Raw genomic sequence first — 21668 nt, forward strand, 5'->3', positions numbered from 1 at the left:
GGAATAAATGGGGATTTTCAAATGACTATATAAAAAATTGACCACTAATAGTCGTATCTGCGTGTGGTATTTCTCTTTTATTTAAGACCGTATTTTTTGTTGATTAATGCAGAGAAAATGAGCTAAATATGTGCATTCAGCCATAACTTTAACTCCATTAACTAGACGTTTTTATTCTCAATCCAAAGTCTAGCATTTACAAAAGCTTCTAACCAAGGGGAGATCTCATCTTTTCTGTTTTCTGGATAATTTGCCCAGTTCCATTGAAACGTTGAACGCTCAATATGTGGCATTGTCACTAAATGCCTTCCGGTTTTGTCAGATAGCATTGCTGTGTTAAAGTCAGATCCATTTGGGTTATTTGGATACCCTTCATAGCTGTATTTGGCAACAATGTTGTAGTTTTCTTCAGATTCTGGTAAGTTGAATTTTCCTTCTCCATGAGAAATCCAAACACCCAATTCCGTTCCTGCTAAACTTGATAACATTACTGAATTGTTGTCTTGAATTCTAACAGAAGTAAATGAAGATTCATGTTTTTTAGAATCGTTATGGATCAATTTTCCATGGACTTTATGTTTTGGATTAATTAAATCTAATTCCATCCATAATTGAGCGCCGTTACAAATTCCGACAGATAACGTGTCTTCTCTTTTAAAGAAGTTTTTTAAAGCTTTTTTTGCTTTTGCATTGTATTTAAAAGCGCCTGCCCAACCTTTTGCAGAACCCAAAACATCTGAGTTAGAAAAGCCGCCAACAGCGCCAACAAACTTGATGTCTTCTAACGTTTCACGACCAGAAATTAAATCTGTCATATGAACATCTTTTACATCAAAACCAGCTAAATACATAGCATTTGCCATTTCACGTTCAGAATTTGAACCTTTTTCCCTAATGATTGCCGCTTTTGGCTTTTGGGATGTGTTTGAATAGACAGGAAGTTTACCTGTGAAATGTTTTGGAAACGTATATTGCAAAGGTTGCTTCTTGTAATTATCAAACCTGTTTTTTGCTAAACCGTTGGCAGTTTGTTTTTGATCTAATAAGAAAGATGTTCTATACCAAATATCTCTCATTTCAGAAACATCAAAACTGAAGGCATCTTCATTATTTTTGATGGTTACTGTTTCTGAATTATTTACAGATCCTATATTGAAAAACTCAATATCGTTTTCTAATAAAATTGTTTCTACCATGCTATCTGCTTGAAAAACAATTCCTGCATTTTCTGCAAATAATACGTTTATAGAGTCTTTTTCGTTTAAACTTGAAATATCAAAATCTGCTCCTAAATTTTTGTCAGCAAAACACATTTCTAATAGTGTGGTAATTAATCCGCCAGAGGCAACATCATGACCCGCAGAAATTTTATCTGCTTTAATTAGATTTTGAATTGTATTAAAAGTATTCTTTAAGAAGTTAGCATTTTTGACATCTGGAGCTTCATTTCCAATCGTATTTAAGGTTTGGTTAAAAGAGCTTCCTCCTAATTTAAAATCATCTTGCGAAATATTAATATAGTATATGTTTCCTCCGTTTAGTTTTAAAACAGGTTCTATAACTTTAGAGATGTCATTGCAATTTGCTGCAGCCGAAATAATAACGGTTCCTGGAGAAATGACTTCACCATCAGGATATTTTTGCTTCATTGACAACGAATCTTTTCCAGTTGGAACATTGATTCCTAAATCAATAGCAAACTCAGAAATGGCCTTTACAGCTTTGTATAAACGCGCATCTTCCCCTTCGTTTTTACAAGGCCACATCCAATTTGCAGATAAAGAAATAGATGCTAAATTATCTTTTAAAGGAGCCCAGATAATATTTGTTAAAGACTCTGTAATTGAATTTCTGCTTCCTGCCTCTGGATGAATTAAACCAGAAATAGGAGAGTGACCAATGGCTGTTGCAATACCTTCTTTTCCGTTATAATCTAGGGCCATGACACCAACATTATTTAAGGGAATCTGCAAAGGGCCAACACATTGTTGTTTAGCAACTTTGCCACCTACACATCTGTCTACCTTATTCGTTAGCCAATCTTTACATGCTACAGCTTCTAACTGTAAGACTTGCTCTAAATAGATTTGTAAATTCTTAGTCTTATATCTTGGGTTTTTATATTTTCTTATGATTGTGCTATCGTTTAAAACTGTTTTAGGAGAAGATCCAAACATATCTTCTAAAGCTAAATCCATAGGTTTGTCACCTTTAGATTTTGACTCAAAAGTAAATCGATTGTTTCCTGTGACCTCGCCAACGGTATACATTGGCGAACGCTCACGCTCAGCAATTTTTTGTAAGGTATTTATATGTTTTTTAGCAATTACTAATCCCATCCTTTCTTGAGATTCATTACCAATAATTTCTTTTGCCGACAACGTTGGGTCTCCAATAGGTAATTTATCTAAATCGATTTTACCACCTGTATCTTCTACTAATTCTGATAAACAATTTAAATGACCTCCAGCACCATGATCGTGAATAGAGACAATAAAGTTTTCTTCACTTTCTACCATTCCACGAATCGCATTTGCAGCACGTTTTTGCATTTCCGGGTTAGAACGTTGCACCGCATTTAATTCAATTCCTGAAGCAAATTCTCCTGTGTCTGCCGATGAAACTGCAGCTCCACCCATTCCAATTCTATAGTTTTCTCCACCAAGAATTACGATTTTATCTCCTTTTTTAGGTGTGTCTTTTAAAGCTTGTTCTGCTTTTGCGTAACCAATTCCACCGGCTTGCATAATCACTTTATCATAACCCAGTTTTCTAGGTTTTGAGGAGCTTGAAGAGGGGTTTTCATTATGCTCAAAAGTTAATACAGAACCTGTAATTAAAGGTTGTCCAAATTTATTTCCAAAATCGGATGCTCCATTTGATGCTTTTATTAAAATATCAACGGGAGTTTGGTATAGCCAGTCTCTAGCTTCAAACTTTTGTTCCCAAGGTCTCTTTTCTTCCAAACGTGAATAGGAAGTCATATACACTGCTGTTCCTGCTAATGGTAAAGAGCCTTTGCCGCCAGCAAGTCTATCTCTAATTTCTCCTCCAGCTCCAGTTGCAGCGCCATTAAAGGGTTCTACTGTAGTTGGGAAGTTATGTGTTTCGGCTTTGATAGAGATTACCGAATTGAAATCTTCTGTTTGATAAAAGTCTGGCTTATCTGCTGTTTTAGGAGCAAATTGTTCCACTTTTGGGCCTTTAATAAAAGCAACATTATCTTTGTATGCAGAAACAATATCATTAGGAAATTGCTTAGATGTTTCTTTTATCATTTGGAACAAGGAAGTCGTTTGCTCTTCTCCATCAATAACAAAAGTGCCATTAAATATTTTATGACGACAGTGCTCAGAATTGACTTGGGAGAATCCAAAAACTTCAGAATCGGTTAAAGGTCTGCCAATCTTTTTTGAAACACCTTCAAGGTATTCTATTTCTTCATCATTTAAAGCTAATCCTTCTTGTTGATTATAAGCTGAGATATTTTCAATATTAAGTATGCTTTCTGGTTGGATGTCAATTGTAAATGACGCTTGATTTAAACCGTTATATGGTTCAGAAATCATTGGGTCAAAACCATCAAAGTTCTCCTTGCAGTTTTTAAACTCCTCAATACGAATAATGCCTATAACACCCATGTTTTGTGTAATTTCAACAGCATTTGTACTCCAAGGTGTAATCATCGCTGCACGTGGGCCAACAAAAAAAGCATCGAGAGATGCTTGTTCTAGTTTTGGTTGGTTGCCAAATAACCACGTCAACTTAGCTATGGTTTGTGCTGATAATTCTTTTGTTGCTTGAACAGCAAATACTTTACTGTTTTGGTTTCCGAAGAAATGAATCATTATATCGTATTTAGTTGTGTTTTCTGAATTTCCAAATTTACACTTTTTAGCTATATTCTAACGGGTTATTAGTATTGAAAATTTAGAGTTATTCACGTTTTATTAACCAAAAAAAGAGCGCTTCTAAACTGAGATAATTTCAGTGATTAGAAGCGCTCTTTTAATACGTAATTATATGTTATTGCTTGATAAGCTTTTTAGTGATAATTCCGTTTTCAGAACTAAGTCTTACAATATAGATGCCTTTTGCTAATCCAGAGACATTTAATTTCTTTTGATTTGCAGTTATATTTTGAACTTTTACTCTCTTACCTAAGATATCGTAAACTTCTGCAGCTAATTCTTGATTAGAAATGATAGTTACTTCATTTCCATTTGCTGGATTTGGATACATCTTAAGTGTTACTTGTTCGAAGTCTGTTACAGAAAGATTTTCCCACCTGTCTTGAGCATTTGGTCCTCCCCAAATTACAGTTGCTAAATAAGGATTATCAATAAATGGATTTCTATTTCCTTGCGCAAGACTTCCATTACTTGCATCTCCATGCCAGTCATTACGTGTGATTTCTATATCTGAAACTGGATCTTCAGCGTTCCATTCTAAAAACAAGTCGATCATATCATCAGGAGTAGAAGCGTTACTTCCAATACCAACATTAGATGGCAGACATTGAGTACCGTAGTGTAAATACATATACATTATGATACGTGCACAATCACCTTTCCATTCATCTCCAGGATACCATCCACCATTTGCATCTCCGGACTCTCCATTAGGATATTGACCTGAGCTTTTATCTGCAAATCTCTGATTACCTCTTGCACCATTTCTTTGGACATCACTAGGTCTGAGCATCAAAGCGTCAGTTCCTGGGCCAGGTGGATTTGTAACAAGACTTGGGTTTGCTAAAGATCTTGGGTACACATGTTCTCTGTTCCAATCACCAACATCACCACCATTGTCAAATTTACCTCTAGAACGGTCTGTCGTTACATTTCCATCAGTATCATTATATCCATAAAGTAAAATGACGTTATCTGAATTATCTGGATCTACGTCTGTAATTCTAGAAGCCACCCATACTTGGCTATAGGTTAAAAAATTAACATGATTGTCTATTGTTAAATCAATGAGTTCGCTTTTTAGTGCAAGACCTGTAGTGTTTACTTGACTTCCATAATAAGATTGTAAATCTGTTGGAGGTGTTAATTGTGCAAAAGCAAATGAGGTTATAAAAGCAAATAATAATGTGTAAAATTGTTTCATATATTGGGTATTATTTTATTTAAGTATTTTCTTTTCTAATAAAGCCATGTAAAATCCATCGTATCCCGTTTTATGTGACAAAATGCTTTTATCTTTTACAAAGGTAAAATCTTTTCCTGAATCAGATGTTAAAAATTTATCAACTTGCTCTTTGTTTTCTGAGGGGAGAATTGAGCATGTAGCATAAACCATTTTTCCACCATCTCTTACGATTCTAGAGTATTGTTGTAAAATCTCTTGTTGTGTAGCCTTAATGTTTTCAATAAATTCTGGTTGTAATTTCCATTTAGCATCAGGATTTCGTCGTAAGACACCTAGGCCAGAGCAAGGGGCGTCAATTAAAACACGATCTGCTTTATCATATAGTTTTTTTATAACTTTAGTAGATTCTATTGGTCGTGTTTCTATATTCCAGGCACCATTGCGTTTTGCTCTTCGTTTAAGCTCATTTAATTTATGAGCATAAATATCTAAAGCGATAACTTGACCTTTGTTTTCCATTAACGACGCCAGGTGAAGTGCTTTTCCACCAGCACCAGCACAAGTATCAACGACTCTCATTCCAGGCTTTACATCTAGAAATTCTGCTACTAATTGTGACGATGCATCTTGTACTTCAAAGAAACCATTTTTAAAAGATTCAGTTTGAAAGACATTCGCTCTTTCTTTAAGTTTAAGCGCATTTGGATAACCTTTGATACTTTCTGTATCAATACCATCATCAAATAAAAGCGACTGTAATTTATCTTTTGTTGTATTAAGGGTATTTACTCTTAAAATAACATCTGCTTGTTCGTTTAAAGCTGTAATTTCTTTAGTCCAAACAGATTCTCCTAATTCTTTTACACCTAATTCATCTAACCAATCTGGTATGGATTCTTTAAATTTTCGAGTTTTAGAGAGTTCATCAAAACGGCCTTTTATTTTTCTTGAAGGCGTATTTTCAAAATAACTCCAGTCTGGTAATTTTATGCCTCTTAACGTTGCCCAAACTGCAAATATTCGCCAAATATTCTCTCTGTCATAAGGCGCTTTGACTTCTGCAATTTCTGTATATAAACGTTTCCATCTTACAATATCATAAACGGTCTCTGCAACAAAACCGCGATCGCGACTTCCCCAACGCTTGTCACGCTTAAGGAGTTGTTGAATTACTTTGTCTGCATATTTGCCTTCGTTAAGGATTAATGTTAATCCGTCGATGACTGCAAAGCATAAATTTCTGTGTAAACGCATTATAAAAAAATTAGGCATGCAAAGGTACATTAAAAGTTGATATATAAAAGACTCTAAAAATTGTTATCTTCTGAAAATAAATTCAAATTTCACACAAGTTTTATTTTTGGATAGCATCTAAACCTTATTATGTAATATTTAACCACCTGTTTTTGTCAGAAACTGAATTTATAACGCAATTAAAAAATCAAACCAGGGCTTCCTATAATAAGCTTTTAGATGATTTTCAGCAAAAAGTATTTGCTACATGTATATCCTTTGTTCCTAATAGAGAAGATGCAGAAGATATAGCTCAAGAGGTTTTTGTGGAGGTATTTAATTCTATTTGTAATTTTAAAGGTCAGTCTAGACTATCAACTTGGATATATAAGATCACTACCAATAAATGTTTAGAGTTTATTAGAAAGCGAAATACAAAAAAGAGATTTGCATTTTTACAATCGCTTTCGGGATATAATTTTGAAATTGATAAAACTAAGTATTTTACTGAAATGAGTCATCCTGGGATAGTTTTAGAGAATAAGGAAACTAGTGAAACTCTTTTTTATGCTATTAATCAATTACCTGAAGCCCAAAAAATAGTATTCACATTACATAAGGTAGATGGTAAGAATTATCAAGAAATTAGCGAAATCATCGAAAAAAGTGTCTCTTCTGTGGAATCGTTAATGTTTCGAGCTAAAAAGAATTTACAACGTTTATTAGAAAATTTTTATAAAAATGACAATTAGGACAAGTTTTGTGAAATTTTCACATCTAATATAATACAATGGAAACAAATAGTAACATACAGGATAAAATTGATTTGGTTTTAAATAGTGCAGACACTATCAATGAAACTCATATATCTCCGTTTTTTAAAGACAAGACAATGCAACGTTTGTTTGCTGAACGCGAAGTGAAAACAAACGTTTGGAGCTGGTTTACACCAAAAATTCAATTAGCAACTTTGGTTTGTGTTTTATTTTTCAACGTCTATGCAGTAAGAGAAATAAAAACTACAAATTATAACGAATCAATGTCTAGTTTTGCTTCAGATTATGGATTAACTATAGAATCTGAAACTTCATTATTTAATTAATTGCCATGAAAAAAAATAACACCTTATACCTCTTACTTATAGTTCTAATCATGATGAACGGTTTTTTTTTATTTAATTATATAGGAAGACCAGATCACAAGAGCCCAAAAGAATCTAGTGATTTTATTGCAAAAGAGTTAGGTTTTAACGACAACCAATTACAACAGTTTAAAGCATTGGAAACAACACATCATCATAATATGAGAGATATTGGCGATGATGTAAAATCGGTTAAAAATGAATTGTTTAAGAAAATTACTGCAACGTCCATAAACCAGTCTACAATTGATAGCCTAATTACTGTAATTTCTGAAAAGGAACAACTAAAGGAGAAAGAATTATTTTCTAGATTACGACGCATGTACGAGTTGTGTAATGAACAACAGAAAGAAGAGTTTAGTGCCATTATTAAAAACGCGCGTAAATTTGATAATCGAGGACCTGAAATGCCTCGAAAACCCGAATAATAGAAATATTTTTTATTAAAGCTAAAAAGACCTTCATTTTTTGAAGGTCTTTTTTTTGTGTTTTATTTAACAAGGGTTGCCACAAGTTCTTTAATGATATGACATCTAAAAGTAGATAACATTAAAATTTAAAAAGATGAAAAGTAACACATTAAAAACGGTAGTATTAGTATTTGGGATAGCATTATTTATGTCAAATTATTCCTTCGGACAATCTCAAGACCGACAAGAAATAAAAGAACCACCAACGTTTAAGCAATTATTAAAAGAAATGGATAAAAACGAAGATGGTCAACTTTCAAAAGCAGAAGTTAAGGGGCCTTTAAAAGATAATTTTACAGAAATTGATACTAATGAAGATGGCTATATTACAAAAAAGGAATTGGAAGATGCTCCAAAACCAGAACGTAAAGAACGAAAAAGAAATAAAATTTGATTGGTTGGTTTTAAAGCTTAATGAGAGATTGCGAAGCTTTTTTTAAGAAGAATATGAATAAGTCACAAGTTTTATTTTAAAACCGCATCTATACATATAACAATAACTAATTAATAAGTAATCAATGAAAAACTATTTTAAAATTCTATTAGTAATCCTATCAGTATCCACAGTGTTTTGGGCTTGTTCAAGTAATGATGATTCTGGAAATGGAGATGGAGATGGAGAAAATCAAGCACCTTCGACATTTACAGTTGCAGTGAGTTCAACGTCAACCTCAGGAGCAACAATAAACTGGACACAAGCAACAGATGATGATGGAGATATAGTAACGTATACTGTAAACTTAGATGGATCAGAATTAGCTACTAATTTATCAACTCAAAATTATACCTTTTCTGGTTTAACCAATTCTACTTCATATTCTGGATCTATTGTAGCTTCAGATGGAAATGGAGGAACTTCAACAGCCTCTTTCAGCATTACAACAGATACTGAAACTACACCAGCAACCTTGCACTTAGCATTTGCAGAGTTTGATGCAGATAACACAGATATCATGTTAAGTGGTTCTAATGTTGTAATAGAAAGTAATGGTTTGCCAAATCATACATCACCTTATTGGTCAAATACTACAGAGCGTTCAGCTGTTGATCCAATGGGAAATACGCTAGTTACACCAGCAGCTGCAGAGAATCATCCTTTATTTGTAGAACCAACAGTGACATCTTATGCACAAATGGCTCCAGGAAATATAGACGATTTTAATGGGTCTTACTCTTTAACTGTATCTGGAAATCCTGCATTAGCCTCTAGCTCAACTTCAACAGGACTTGGTCCAATAGGTATTGCAATTTCTGGGTCAATGATTTATAATGACGAAGAAGGTCCAAACATACCTTTAGACAATGCAGTGGGTTCATTAGATTATACAGCAGCACACACAGGACCACAGAGTTACCACTACCATTTAGAAACGAAAGCTTGGTCTAACGATGACGATAAATTAATCGGAATTATCGCTGATGGGTTTTTTATCTACGGAAGGAAATGTAACTCAACAAACGATTATCCAAGTGATTTAGATGCATCTGGAGGTCACACAAGTACAACACAACATAGTGATGGTGCATCAGAATATCACTACCACATTCAAAACGAATTATATTTAAACCAATATTATATTTTATTCCCAGGTGACTATCAAGGAACTCCAAGTAATATTCAGTAAAACAGCTTTATGCCTAAGTCTGTTGATTATTGTTTCCTGTCAAAAGGAAGCACAGAAACCTATGGCGTTTGCAGAAGCTGCAGAAGGTACGACAGATTATATTACAATTAATAAGAGTGAGTTAGAGTTAAAACCAAATTTAGGGTTGATGTATTATAACAATCAACCCTTTACTGGTGTTTCAGAGGTGTTTTATTCTGAAATTGTAAAGGCTGAAACAATTGAGCATAAAAATGGAAAACGTCATGGACTATACAAAAAATGGTTTCCTGACGGAACATTAAGTTTTGAAGCAAATTATAATAACGGACTTCAAGAAGGCACAGCAAAATCCTGGTGGAAAGATGGAAAATTACGTTCCGAAGCAAACTACAATAATGGCATCGTTAACGGAATCCAATTACAATGGTATAAATCTGGAAATCTGTTTAAACAAATGACCATCGTTAATGGTAAAGAAGAAGGCTTGCAAAAAGCTTGGAGAGATAACGGAAAAATATATAATAACTACGAAGCAAAAAACGAACGAATTTTTGGATTAAAACGTGCCAGTCTTTGCTTTCAATTAGAAGATGAAATTGTACAAAATTAATAGTATATTTAGTTGCTTGTTGTTTTTTACGATTGTTGGATGTAAAGAAACTAAAACACAAGAAAAGACAAGTAGAGTAGATGCGTTACCGTATTATGCTGAGGCAACATTTACGCCAAATTGGTTGGATGGAGACGATGAGAACTTAAAAAGTTTTCATACAATCCCATCTTTTAATTTAACTAATCAATTAGGAGAAACAGTATCAGAAAAAACATTTGAAAACAAAATCTACGTTGCAGATTTTTTCTTTACAACCTGTTCAGGCATTTGCCCAAAAATGACAGCCAATATGAAAGTGCTTCAGGATGAATTTTTAGATGATGACGAGATTTTGTTGCTGTCACACTCTGTTACTCCAGAAACCGATTCTGTACCAACCCTAAAACAATATGCAGAGAATAAAGGCATCATTAATAGTAAATGGCATTTAGTAACGGGAGATAGAAAACAAATTTATGACTTAGGGAGACAATCTTATTTCGCAGAAGATGATTTAGGACTTGATAAAACAGATGAAGATTTTCTTCATACCGAAAACTTTGTACTCATAGATCAAAACAGACATATAAGAGGAATTTATAATGGCTTAAATAAAACCGCAGTTCAGCAATTAATAGCAGATGTAAAAACTCTACAACGAAAGATTGATTGATAGTTTAATGTTGATTTTTTGAGAAGCTTCATGATTATGTCATGAAGCTTTTCTATTTTTAAGGACATACTTCAAATTAGATGTTATGAAAAGAATTTTGGTTTTAATATTAGGTCCATTATTAATTATAGGTTTAGGAAGCTGCGGATTGTTTAGAGCTAATAAATTTATTTATGAACCAGTTGGGAAACGTTTTTCAAAAGTTGAGATTGAAATAATACTTCAAGATTCTACTTTGAATGTTAGAGCTTTAGAAGTTGATAAAGATGGAGTTGGGGTTTTTGCTTCATCAAAGGGAGATTTTGGCTATATTCATGAAGATAGATTCATAGATATAGATTTGAATCATAAGGAAGAGTTAGTAGCTCGAATTTTTCATACGTTTAATTTTAATAAAGATTCTATTCCAAATTTTAGATCTGTAGCAAAAACAAAAAAAAGCACTTTTGCTATGGGGATTGGTTCTCCTGCTATTGTGATTAAGGTTTCAGAAGAGGAAAGTTGGCCAATTGTCTATCAAGAAAATCACCCAAAAGCATTTTACGATTCTATGGAGTTTTGGAATGACGATGAAGGCATTGCCATTGGTGACCCAACAGATGATTGTATGAGTGTCATCATCACACGTGATGGCGGAAGAACTTGGACAAAATTGTCATGTGATAATTTGCCAAAAGCAAAAGAAGGGGAAGCAGCTTTTGCGGCAAGTGATTCTAATATTGCAATTGTTGGAGACAAGACTTGGGTCGCAACAGGAGGAAAAGCAAGTAGAATAATGTATTCTCCAGATAAAGGTAAAACGTGGGAAGTTTATGAGACACCAATTGTACAGGGTTTAGAAACTACAGGAATGTATTCCCTAGATTTTTATGATGAGAACAATGGTTTTGCTATTGGAGGCGATTATACAAAAGCAGCAGATAGTAGCGCAAATAAAATAAGAACACGAGATGGTGGTAAAACATGGCAGCTTGCTGCTCCAAACCAATCTCCAGGTTATAGAAGTTGTGTGCAATATGTGCCAAATTCAAATGCAAAAGAATTGGTCGCTGTGGGTTTTAATGGTATTGATTACTCCAGTAGTGCTGGAGCCTCTTGGACGCATTTAAGTGACGAAGGTTTTTATACCATCAGGTTTTTAAATGATAGTGTGGCGTACGCAGCAGGAAATAAACGCATTGCTAAGTTATCGTTTAGAGAGTAGCTCTATTATTCTTTTCGCTTGCCTTTTCGTTTTCTCATTTCATTAAACATACGTCTATTGAATTCGTCCTCAGAGATTTTGAGTAGAATCACTTTTTTCGCAGGAATAACGGTTATTAAATCGGTTGTAAATTGTTTTCTTAATTCCAGTTTTTTCTGTTCTAAAATGAGCATCTTATCAATCATAGATTTCGCGTCTGCTTCACTCATAGATTCTATATCTGCATCTTTTCGATTTTGACGTGAGTCTTGTCGTAAGGCCTTAATATTGGTTTCATGTGCATTATAGATTGGCCAGAACTTTTGGGCCTCAGTTTCGGTTAGCGCTAATTTTTCAGTAATGAAAGCTATTTTTAAGGATTTTATGCGTTCCCTTTTTTCTTTTCCTTGGGAAAAAGCACTCACTGTGATGGCAATGAATAGGAGTGTTAAAGTGATTTTTTTCATAATAATTATTGTAGTATTAAATCTTCAATATTAGATTGATCAAACAGGTAATCTTCGAGAGATTCTTCTGAAATTTCAGTATCTGTAAAATTGTTAATGTTAAGTTCGTCTTCGGTTAAAAGGGACGCTAATTCATAGCTTGTGTAATCTTCTTGCTCTAAGTAGTTTTCAATAGAGGCGGTTTCTAAAGAATCAAAAGTTATAGTTTCCGAAGCGTTATAAAACACATTAAACATTAGAACCAAACACGCTGCTATTGCAGAAACATACATTACTTTTTTCCAACTAAATAAAGGTATGACTTTTACGTCCTGTTCCTCTTCTAATTTTAGAAAGATTTTGTTCTCCAAAGATTCAAAATAAGAATCTGGAACATCAAAGCCAGAGACATCAACGGTACTCTTTAATTGTACCTCACTAAGAATTTGCTCTTCAACTTGTGAAAAGTAATCTTTAGGCACTTTAAACCCTGAAGTTTTAATGGTATATAATTCTTTCTCTTTCATGTGTATAAGACTTAAAAGTCTGTAATTGGTTTAATCTTGGGTTAAATAAGCTTCAATTTTTTTTACAGCAATATGATACGAGGCTTTAAGCGCACCTTCGCTTGTTTCTAAAATGTCTGATAGGTCTTTGTATTTGATGTCTTGAAAGTATCTCATATTAAAAACCAGTTGTTGCTTTTCTGGTAATTTGGCAATGGCTTGCTGTAATTTTAATTGGATATCATCGCCTTCAAAATACACATCTGCTTTTAAATTATTAATCAAATACTCTTGGGTTTCTTCATTATTGATATGTAGTCGCTTAGCGTTTTTGTTGAGGTGTGTTATGGATTCATTAGAAGCAATTCGGTACATCCATGAAAACAATTTACTATTTCCTTTAAAATTATCAATATTCTTATAAACCTTGATAAATGTGTTTTGGAGCACATCATCTGCATCGTCATGATATTTAACTATATGTCTAATATGCCAGTATAGACGCTCCTTATACAATGATAATAGCTCTTTATAGGCTGCCTCTTTTGAAGCTGGGTGTGTAAGTCGTTGTATAAAATGATGTTCGTTATCCAATAAAAGGAGTTTTACTTTAGACCTATGAATTTACAGAAAGTTTAATGAAAAAAAATACATTATTTAAAGTGTTGATAATCAATAATTTAAATATAAAAACATCGATAAAGTGTAAATTAATTACGACGAAATACGCTTTTTTCTTGTTTTGTCCATTTATTTTATTTATGTTTGTCTCAGCCTTACCTACTTAACTATTACTATTGTCCCCAAATGATGGTAATAGAACAGAAAAGGATGCCACCTAACGGAGCATCCTTTTCTTTGTTTATCATGTAATACTTATCGGTAACTAGGTTCAGGAATTTAAGTTATTCAAAACTTTGCATACCTACTAACTTTTTATAAACACCATTTTTAGCAATAAGCTCATTGTGAGTACCTTGTTCTGCAATTTCTCCTTTATGCATTACAATAATTTCATCTGCATTTTGAATAGTTGATAAACGATGCGCAATAATAATTGACGTTCTGTTTTTCATCATATTCTCTAAAGCTTCTTGCACTAAACGTTCACTTTCTGTGTCTAATGCTGAGGTTGCTTCATCTAGAATCATAATGGGTGGATTCTTTAAAACAGCTCTCGCTATACTGAGACGTTGTTTTTGTCCGCCAGACAATTTCCCGCCAGCATCACCAATATTGGTTTCAATTCCTTTAGGGAGGTCTTTAACAAACTCCCAAGCATTGGCTATTTTTAAGGCAGCTATGACCTCTTCATCTGTAGCATTTTCTTTTCCTAAAAGAATATTGTTTTTTACTGTATCATTAAATAGTATAGAATCTTGTGTAACCAGTCCCATTAAATTACGTAATGAATGTTTTGTTATGGTTCTTATATCTTGGTCATCAATAGAGATATGACCTTCATTGACATCATAAAAACGAGTAACGAGATTTGCAATCGTAGATTTCCCGCTTCCAGATTGTCCAACAAGTGCAACGCTTTTTCCTTTAGGGACTTTTATAGAAAAGTTTTTAAGGACTAAATCATCTTCATACTTAAATGAGATGTTATTGATGCTTATTTCCGAAGTAAAATCAGGTTTCACAATGGCGTCTGGTTTATCGTCTAAACTACTCGTAGTATCTAAAATTTCTAGAACACGCTCTGCCGCAGCATTTCCTGCTTTTACCTGGTAGCTTGCTTTACTTATAGCTTTTGCGGGTGTCAGTATTTGATAGGATAATGCCATATACGCTATAAATGAACCGCCAGTTAACGTTTGCTCAACCATAACCATATTTCCTCCATACCAAAGAAGAGCTGCTATAGTTGCAATGCCAAGAAACTCGCTTGTGGGTGATGCTAAATTTTGTCGATTCATTAATGTATTTGAAAAGTCAAAAAAGCGATTTGTAGATTCTTGAAATTTACCTAGGAAGCGTTTTTCAGAATTAAAGCCTTTTATCACTTTAAGTCCTCCTAAGGTTTCTTCTAAAGTTGATAGGAAAACGCCTTGTTCCTTTTGAACTTTATCAGATTTTCTTTTCAAGCTTTTACCAATTCGGGATATAATAAATCCTGCTACAGGAATGAATACGAAAACGAAAATTGTCAATTTTACTGATAAAAAAAACATAGTTACAACCGCAAAAAGTATGGTTAAAGGTTCTTTTACGATAAGCTCTAGAACAGATAGCATTGAATTTTTTACTTCGTTAACATCTCCAGAGATTCTAGCGATAATATCACCTTTTTTCTTTTCAGAATAATATGAAATAGGTAATGTAATAACCTTTTCATAAATGTTATCTCTTAAATCTCTAAGGACTCCATTTCTTAAAAATGTGATAAAAAATAATGCTAAATAATTAAATAGATTCTTTAGAAGAAATAAACTAATAATAAGAATTATCATATATAGTAACGCACGTTGAGGCCCATGAACATCTGTGGTGGTGGTCACGAAATAGTTTAGAGAATTTTCTGCGTAGTCTTTCAGTTCTTCTAAGCCTTTGTAAATTGGTTTTTTATAAACCTTTTCACTCTCTCCAAATAATACATTTATCATTGGCATAAGCGATAGCATAGCCAATGTGCTAAACAGCGCATAAAACACATTGCAAATAATGTTTAGTATCGCGTATCGTTTATAGGGTACTATAAATTTAGAAAGCTTTTTTATATAGTCCATTAATTAAGTTTCATATCCTTTAGTATGTCGTCAATTCTGTTTTCCAATAGTTGTTCCGTAGTTTTAAAAGCAGCTACAGTATCTAATTTTGTATTAACGCTTATATAAAACTTTATTTTTGGTTCTGTGCCACTTGGTCGCAATGCTATTTTGCTTCCGTCTTCAGTATAATAAATTAAAACATTAGATTTTGGAATATCAATTTTGCTTGATTTCTCATTAATCAAATCTTTTACGATAGATAATTGATAATCTTCAACTCTAACCACTTTAGATCCATTAAGGGAGGTTAAAGGGTTCTCGCGAGCATCAATCATCATTTGTTTGATGTCGTTGGCGCCTTCAATTCCTTTTTTAGTGATAGATACTAAGCGTTCTTTGTAAAAGCCATGAGCTACATATAAATCTATTAAAGTCTCATACATGGTTGTATTCTTTGCTTTTGCTTGAGCAGCAATTTCGCAGGCTAATAGGGTCGAGGTTACAGCATCTTTATCTCTAACAAAGTCACCAACCATAAATCCAAAGCTTTCTTCTCCACCACCAATAAAATCCATGGTAGGGAAATCTTTTATCATTTTAGCAATCCATTTAAAACCGGTCAAACCAATTTTACACTCTACGTTATAAGCTTCTGCCAGAACAGACATCATTGGCGTAGAAACTATGGTTGAACCTAAAAACTGATTACCATTGATTTTATTAGAATTTTTCCATTGTTTTAAAAGAAAATCAGTCATTAAAAGCATGGTTTGATTTCCGTTGAGAATCACTAAATGATTTTCTAAATTACGAACGGCAACACCCAAACGATCACAATCTGGATCTGTACCGATAACAATATCACCATCAACCTTAGCTGCTAATTCTATAGCCATTCTTAAAGCTTCAGGCTCTTCTGGGTTTGGAGAAACAACGGTAGGGAAATTACCATTAGGTTCCCGTTGCTCTTCAACAAGATGAACATTGGTGTAACCTGCTCGTTCTAATGTTTCTGGAACGACTGTAATAGATGTCCCGTGTAGTGAGGTGAAAACAATATTTAGATTTTCTCTAGCTTCTGATGAGGTGTCAAAACTTCCGTTTTTAACAGACTCAGTAATAAAAACATCATCAACAGCTTTACCAATATATTCAATCTTATCATCATTAGCTTCAAATTTTATCTCATTGTAAGCTAATCTATTTATTTCTGTTATAATTTCTGCATCTTCTGGTGGTACTAATTGTCCACCATCTTGCCAGTATACCTTGTAGCCATTGTATTCTGGAGGATTGTGAGAAGCTGTTAATACAATTCCGCAGTGACAATTTAAATGCTTTACAGCAAATGATAATTCTGGAGTTGCACGTAAATCTTCGAATAGATAGACCTGAATTCCGTTAGCAGAAAACACATCTGCGACTACTTTTGCTAATGTTTTACTATTGTGTCTACAATCGTAAGCGATTGCCACTTTTAAAGGTTCTGAAGGAAATTGAGTTTTCATATAATTACTCAATCCTTGGGTGTTTTTTCCTAGTGTGTATTTATTGATTCGGTTAGTGCCAATTCCCATAATACCTCGCATTCCTCCGGTTCCAAATTCGAGATTTTTATAAAAACTCTCTTTGAGATCAGTTGGGTTATTGGCCATTAAATCTTTTATGTGGTTTTGAGTCTCTTGGTCAAAAGTTGGCGTTAACCATGTATTTACGCGTTCTAAGAGTTGAGGTTCAATATGTGTCATATCCTAAATTTATAATGTAAAAATACGTAATTCAATAATTGTGAATCGTTTAATAAATTTTAATTGATGGGGTAGCTTAAAAGTTAAGTTCCTGTTTGATTAAATAGCGACTGCTATCGCGTTTGGAGCGAAGAATAAGTTCACCTAGAAAACCGGCAATAAAAAACTGAGACCCTAAAACCATTGTGGTTAAAGCGATATAGAATTGTGGGCGTTCTGTAATGAGTCGTCCATTTGTATTTAAGAATAATTTATCTAAACCTAGATACACGGCAAATACGAATCCAATAGCAAACATGATCACACCTAAAGCGCCAAATAAGTGCATTGGTCGTTTTCCAAAACGAGATAAAAACCAAATGGTTATTAAATCTAAAAAACCATTTACAAAGCGATCCATTCCAAATTTCGTTTCACCATATTTTCTAGCTTGATGCTTGACGACTTTCTCTCCAATTTTTGTGAAACCCGCATTTTTAGCAAGCACGGGAATATAGCGATGCATTTCCCCATTAACATCTATGTTTTTAACGACATTGATATTGTATGCTTTGAGACCGCAATTAAAATCATTCAGTTTTACTCCTGATGTTCGTCGTGCTGCCCAATTGAATAATTTAGAAGGCAAGTTTTTAGAAATTACAGAGTCATAACGTTTCTTTTTCCATCCAGATACCAAATCAAATTTATCTACAACAATCATGTTATAGAGTTCTGGGATTTCTTCAGGATTATCTTGTAGATCAGCATCCATAGTGATAATAACAACACCTTCTGCTTTGGCAAAACCAGCATGTAGCGCTTGGGACTTACCAAAGTTTTTGATAAATCTAATACCTTTAACACTCTCATCTTTTTTAGATAGTGCCATTATGGTTGCCCAAGAATCATCTGTACTACCATCATCTATAAAAATGATTTCATAAGAAAAACTATTGGACTGCATGACTTTTGCTATCCAATCGTGTAATTCTGTTAATGAGTCTTGTTCGTTAAGTAGTGGAATGACTACTGATATATCCATCTAATAAGTTTCAAAATTTTACAGTTCAAAAATAGGGATTTTATTTAAGCTAAGTTTGGGTCTTTCTTTTTCATTATTAGACCAACCAAAAGTCCTATGACTGTAAAAAAGAGTAAACCCTGTGCCAATGATCTCAATTGAGTACCAATAGCATATGAGTCTTGGCTTTCCATTGTTTCTATGGCTTTATTAATCTCTGCCTGAGGAGCTCCCATGTTTTCCATAAATGCAATAGACTTCTTCATGGTTAATTCTTTTAGGTACTCTGCAGAATCTGGATCAATATAATTAAATAGAACAACAGATACAAGAGTACTTATTATGATACCAAGAGCTACAGGAATAAAATAAGCTGTAAATGCTTGCTTAAAATTAATAAAGCCTCCTAATAGGTTTCTTGCTTTTGCACTAGAAATTACTCCGATAATTATTATTACAAGGGGAAGAATTAATAGATTTATCCAAAAATTTACCAGTAATTCAATATCAATGATATACCCAAGTACGGTGTAAATTACTAATCCACATCCAAGATAAATACCATAATTAATAGCGGTTGATTTTAATGATTTTTCCATAATAAAAGGTGATAGTTTAGTTAATGTATTTAGTTAGTATATATTTGTTTGAGATTGTTACATTTTTTTTCCAAAGAAAAAAGAATTAATTTCTTGGTAATTTACAAAAATTACTTAAATTTGCACCTCCAAAATAGTAAGGAATTTTAAAGAATAAAGAGATGAGAAAAGGAATACATCCAGAAAATTATAGATTAGTAGCTTTCAAAGATATGTCTAATGAAGACGTGTTCTTAACTAAATCTACTGCTGAGACTAGTGAAACAATTGACGTTGATGGTGTTGAGTATCCAGTAGTCAAATTGGAAATTTCTAGAACATCTCACCCATTTTACACCGGTAAATCTAAATTAGTAGATACTGCAGGTCGTATTGATAAATTCAAAACTAAATACGCTAAGTTTAGTAAATAAACTTAGAGTTATTATAATTACAAAGCCTTCAAGATTTTTCTCGAAGGCTTTTTTGTTTTCTATAATTAATTTACTTTTGATATATAATCCAAATTAAAAGTTGAATAATTGTATTTAGCTTCTAATTATAACTTCAACCTTTGATATGAATTACATTCTTTTTGATGGTCCATCACGTAACAATCTGTTGCCCTTTACATTTACAAGACCCGTTGCAGATCTTAGAGTAGGCATTCTTACTATTAGAGAAAAATGGGAGATGCATTTAGGTGGCACCATTACGACTATTACAGAAGACTATTTATCTGAAAAGTATCCTATGGTGGCGATGGATGAAAATGTAATGATTAATGCATCTGTCTTGCCTAATAAGAAATTAGTTGAAAGTATTAAAGTATTAAAAGAGAATCAAGCTGTGTTTTCAGGAGAAGATATGATTGCCTTTTATACAACAGACCCTCAGAACAATATCAATCTTGAAAACTATGAAGCCATTGCTTATAACGAGACGATATTAAAAATAGAACATTCTTGGGATATTTTTGTGACTAATGGAGACGCTATACAAGCCGATTTTGATTTGCTTACAGAAGGCAGGCAATCTCAACCCATCCCTAATTCTTGTAATGTTCTTGGAGCAGAACATATCTTTATAGAAGAAGGCGCAAAACTAGAATTTGTAACCTTAAATGCTAGCTCTGGTCCCATTTATATTGGAAAAGATGCAGAGGTGATGGAAGGGAGCTTAATTAGAGGTCCTTTTGCTCTTTGCGAGCATGCGACTGTGAAATTGGGAGCTAAAATATATGGACCAACGACTATTGGGCCTCATAGTAAAGTTGGAGGTGAGGTAAATAACTCTGTTATTTTTGGTTATTCTAATAAAGGTCATGATGGGTTTTTAGGGAATTCGGTTATAGGAGAATGGTGTAACCTGGGTGCAGATACTAATAATTCTAATTTAAAAAATAATTATGCAGAAGTAAGACTTTGGGATTACGAGACCGAAGGTTTTGCAAAAACAGGCTTACAATTTTGCGGCCTTATTATGGGAGATCACAGTAAGTGTGGTATAAATACGATGTTTAATACAGGCACAGTTGTTGGAGTTAGTACTAATATCTTCGGAAGCGGATTTCCTAGAAATTTCATTCCAAGTTTTTCGTGGGGAGGGCATTCAGGCTTTACAACATATTTGACTAAAAAAGCGTTTGAAGTAGCCGAAGTCGTTATGAAGCGTAGAAGTATAGACTTTACTGAAGTAGATAAAAGCATTTTAGAACACGTCTTTGAAGAGACAAAAAAATGGAGAAAAAGTTAATCTTAAATATTAAAAATATGAAGTTTATTTGCAGTATCATTTTAGTATTGACACTAAATTTCGGGTTTTCCCAAACCTATACGATTAAAAATTTAGAGATTAACGACGATAAAAGTCAATACGGAGTTATATTCTACAAAGGAAACAAGGTTTATTATACGTCTTATATGCTCGATAACAGAAATAAAGCAAGACGGGATCAAGACAAGCGATTGATTTTTACCATGTTTGAAGCTGAAATGACAGACGATGGAGAAATCATCAATCCAGAGCAGTTTAATAAGTCTGAAAAATTTGTGTTTAATACCTCTAGTGCAGGTTTTAGTAATGATGGCAAATACATGTATATTACTACGAATTTCATGAAGCGTGGTAAATCCTATAAAAGAAAATTAAAATCAATTAATTTAAATATCCAAAGAGGAGAATATATAGAAGGACGCGGTTGGACTAATTTTGAACCATTACCGTTTTGTAAACCTAATTACAACTATGGTCATGCCACTTTAAGTCCTGATGGTTCTACAATGTATTTTACTTCAAATGCAGATGGAGCTCATGGTCAAACTGATTTATTTAAAGTAAAAATTTTAGGAAACGGCGAGTACGGTAAGGTAGAAAATTTAGGTAAAAAAATTAATTCTCCTAGGAAGGATATGTTTCCTTTTGTGAGCAAAGATAATATCCTTTACTTTTCTTCAGATCGTGTTGGAGGAGTTGGCGGATTAGATATTTATAGTTATGATCTTAATGCTGATCCAGAAACTGAAGAACCAAAAAATTTACAACAACCAATTAATAGCAGAAGCGATGATTTTTGCTATATCATAAATGAGGATGGAACTAAAGGCTACTTCTCGTCTAGACGTCCAAAAGGTAAAGGTGATGATGATATTTATTATTTTGTATTAGAATAATTTGT

General features: G+C 33.4%; 21 protein-coding genes. 11 read left to right on the forward strand and 10 right to left on the reverse strand.

The window, feature by feature from the left end:
• Window positions 1-161: 161 nt before the first annotated feature.
• From purL to H593_RS0116170, 3 genes are all read right to left on the reverse strand, one after another.
• Window positions 162-3848, reverse strand: a complete 3687-nt coding sequence (gene purL / locus H593_RS0116160) for a phosphoribosylformylglycinamidine synthase (protein ID WP_028873364.1) — start codon at window positions 3846-3848, stop codon at window positions 162-164.
• A gap of 178 nt (window positions 3849-4026) precedes the next feature.
• Window positions 4027-5115: an endonuclease gene (locus tag H593_RS19595; protein ID WP_051229793.1), complete on the reverse strand. Its 1089-nt coding sequence runs from the start codon at window positions 5113-5115 to the stop codon at window positions 4027-4029.
• A gap of 15 nt (window positions 5116-5130) precedes the next feature.
• Entirely contained in the window at window positions 5131-6351 is a 1221-nt protein-coding gene (locus H593_RS0116170; protein WP_028873365.1) for an RsmB/NOP family class I SAM-dependent RNA methyltransferase, read from the reverse strand.
• A gap of 152 nt (window positions 6352-6503) precedes the next feature.
• Between H593_RS0116170 and H593_RS0116175 the strand changes: the two genes are divergently transcribed.
• The 8 genes from H593_RS0116175 to H593_RS0116210 all read left to right on the forward strand — a co-directional run bounded on the left by H593_RS0116175 (window position 6504) and on the right by H593_RS0116210 (window position 12017).
• The gene (locus tag H593_RS0116175; protein WP_028873366.1) at window positions 6504-7082 is read left to right on the forward strand and encodes an RNA polymerase sigma factor; all 579 of its coding nucleotides are present in this window, start codon (window positions 6504-6506) and stop codon (window positions 7080-7082) included.
• A 38-nt stretch (window positions 7083-7120) separates the two neighbouring features.
• Complete coding sequence (locus H593_RS0116180) at window positions 7121-7432, forward strand: hypothetical protein (RefSeq protein WP_028873367.1); 312 nt, start codon at window positions 7121-7123, stop codon at window positions 7430-7432.
• A gap of 5 nt (window positions 7433-7437) precedes the next feature.
• A complete protein-coding gene (locus H593_RS0116185; protein WP_147230940.1) occupies window positions 7438-7899 on the forward strand; it encodes a Spy/CpxP family protein refolding chaperone in 462 nt (153 codons plus the stop codon).
• Between the two features lie 136 nt (window positions 7900-8035).
• Complete coding sequence (locus tag H593_RS0116190; RefSeq protein ID WP_028873369.1) at window positions 8036-8335, forward strand: CREC-EF hand family protein; 300 nt, start codon at window positions 8036-8038, stop codon at window positions 8333-8335.
• 124 nt (window positions 8336-8459) lie between these two features.
• Window positions 8460-9566 carry a fibronectin type III domain-containing protein gene (locus H593_RS21365; protein WP_084142357.1) on the forward strand — a complete coding sequence of 369 codons (1107 nt, stop codon included), beginning with the start codon at window positions 8460-8462 and terminating at the stop codon, window positions 9564-9566.
• 61 nt (window positions 9567-9627) lie between these two features.
• The gene (locus tag H593_RS19600; RefSeq protein WP_245585073.1) at window positions 9628-10158 is read left to right on the forward strand and encodes a toxin-antitoxin system YwqK family antitoxin; all 531 of its coding nucleotides are present in this window, start codon (window positions 9628-9630) and stop codon (window positions 10156-10158) included.
• Window positions 10139-10813, forward strand: coding sequence for an SCO family protein (locus tag H593_RS0116205; protein ID WP_028873372.1), 675 nt, complete (start codon window positions 10139-10141; stop codon window positions 10811-10813). The genes H593_RS19600 and H593_RS0116205 overlap by 20 nt, the downstream gene beginning before the upstream one ends.
• A gap of 85 nt (window positions 10814-10898) precedes the next feature.
• On the forward strand, window positions 10899-12017 hold the full coding sequence (locus H593_RS0116210) for a WD40/YVTN/BNR-like repeat-containing protein (RefSeq protein ID WP_028873373.1): 1119 nt from the start codon (window positions 10899-10901) through the stop codon (window positions 12015-12017).
• A 5-nt stretch (window positions 12018-12022) separates the two neighbouring features.
• On the opposite strand, the gene H593_RS0116215 is transcribed toward H593_RS0116210, so the two are convergent.
• The 7 genes from H593_RS0116215 to H593_RS0116245 form a co-directional block, all read right to left on the reverse strand.
• Window positions 12023-12463 (reverse strand): hypothetical protein, encoded by a 441-nt coding sequence (locus H593_RS0116215; protein ID WP_028873374.1) that lies wholly within the window; start codon window positions 12461-12463, stop codon window positions 12023-12025.
• Between the two features lie 5 nt (window positions 12464-12468).
• A complete protein-coding gene (locus tag H593_RS0116220) occupies window positions 12469-12969 on the reverse strand; it encodes a hypothetical protein (RefSeq protein ID WP_028873375.1) in 501 nt (166 codons plus the stop codon).
• 30 nt (window positions 12970-12999) lie between these two features.
• A complete protein-coding gene (locus H593_RS0116225) occupies window positions 13000-13542 on the reverse strand; it encodes an RNA polymerase sigma factor (RefSeq protein WP_028873376.1) in 543 nt (180 codons plus the stop codon).
• 311 nt (window positions 13543-13853) lie between these two features.
• Window positions 13854-15680 carry an ABC transporter ATP-binding protein gene (locus H593_RS0116230; RefSeq protein WP_028873377.1) on the reverse strand — a complete coding sequence of 609 codons (1827 nt, stop codon included), beginning with the start codon at window positions 15678-15680 and terminating at the stop codon, window positions 13854-13856.
• A complete protein-coding gene (locus H593_RS0116235) occupies window positions 15680-17410 on the reverse strand; it encodes a phospho-sugar mutase (RefSeq protein WP_028873378.1) in 1731 nt (576 codons plus the stop codon). Before H593_RS0116235 ends, H593_RS0116230 begins: the two co-directional genes overlap by 1 nt.
• A gap of 76 nt (window positions 17411-17486) precedes the next feature.
• Window positions 17487-18434: a glycosyltransferase family 2 protein gene (locus H593_RS0116240; protein ID WP_028873379.1), complete on the reverse strand. Its 948-nt coding sequence runs from the start codon at window positions 18432-18434 to the stop codon at window positions 17487-17489.
• Window positions 18435-18478: 44 nt separating this feature from the next.
• Window positions 18479-19012 (reverse strand): DUF4199 domain-containing protein, encoded by a 534-nt coding sequence (locus H593_RS0116245; protein ID WP_028873380.1) that lies wholly within the window; start codon window positions 19010-19012, stop codon window positions 18479-18481.
• A gap of 161 nt (window positions 19013-19173) precedes the next feature.
• On the opposite strand from H593_RS0116245, the gene H593_RS0116250 reads away from it, so the two are divergent.
• The 3 genes from H593_RS0116250 to H593_RS19605 all read left to right on the forward strand — a co-directional run bounded on the left by H593_RS0116250 (window position 19174) and on the right by H593_RS19605 (window position 21663).
• Window positions 19174-19425: a type B 50S ribosomal protein L31 gene (locus H593_RS0116250; RefSeq protein WP_028873381.1), complete on the forward strand. Its 252-nt coding sequence runs from the start codon at window positions 19174-19176 to the stop codon at window positions 19423-19425.
• A gap of 145 nt (window positions 19426-19570) precedes the next feature.
• Entirely contained in the window at window positions 19571-20746 is a 1176-nt protein-coding gene (locus tag H593_RS0116255; protein WP_028873382.1) for a GlmU family protein, read from the forward strand.
• A gap of 17 nt (window positions 20747-20763) precedes the next feature.
• Complete coding sequence (locus tag H593_RS19605) at window positions 20764-21663, forward strand: TolB family protein (protein ID WP_169338380.1); 900 nt, start codon at window positions 20764-20766, stop codon at window positions 21661-21663.
• Window positions 21664-21668 lie beyond the last annotated feature (5 nt).

This window comes from Psychroserpens burtonensis DSM 12212, assembly GCF_000425305.1.
Classification (GTDB): domain Bacteria; phylum Bacteroidota; class Bacteroidia; order Flavobacteriales; family Flavobacteriaceae; genus Psychroserpens; species Psychroserpens burtonensis.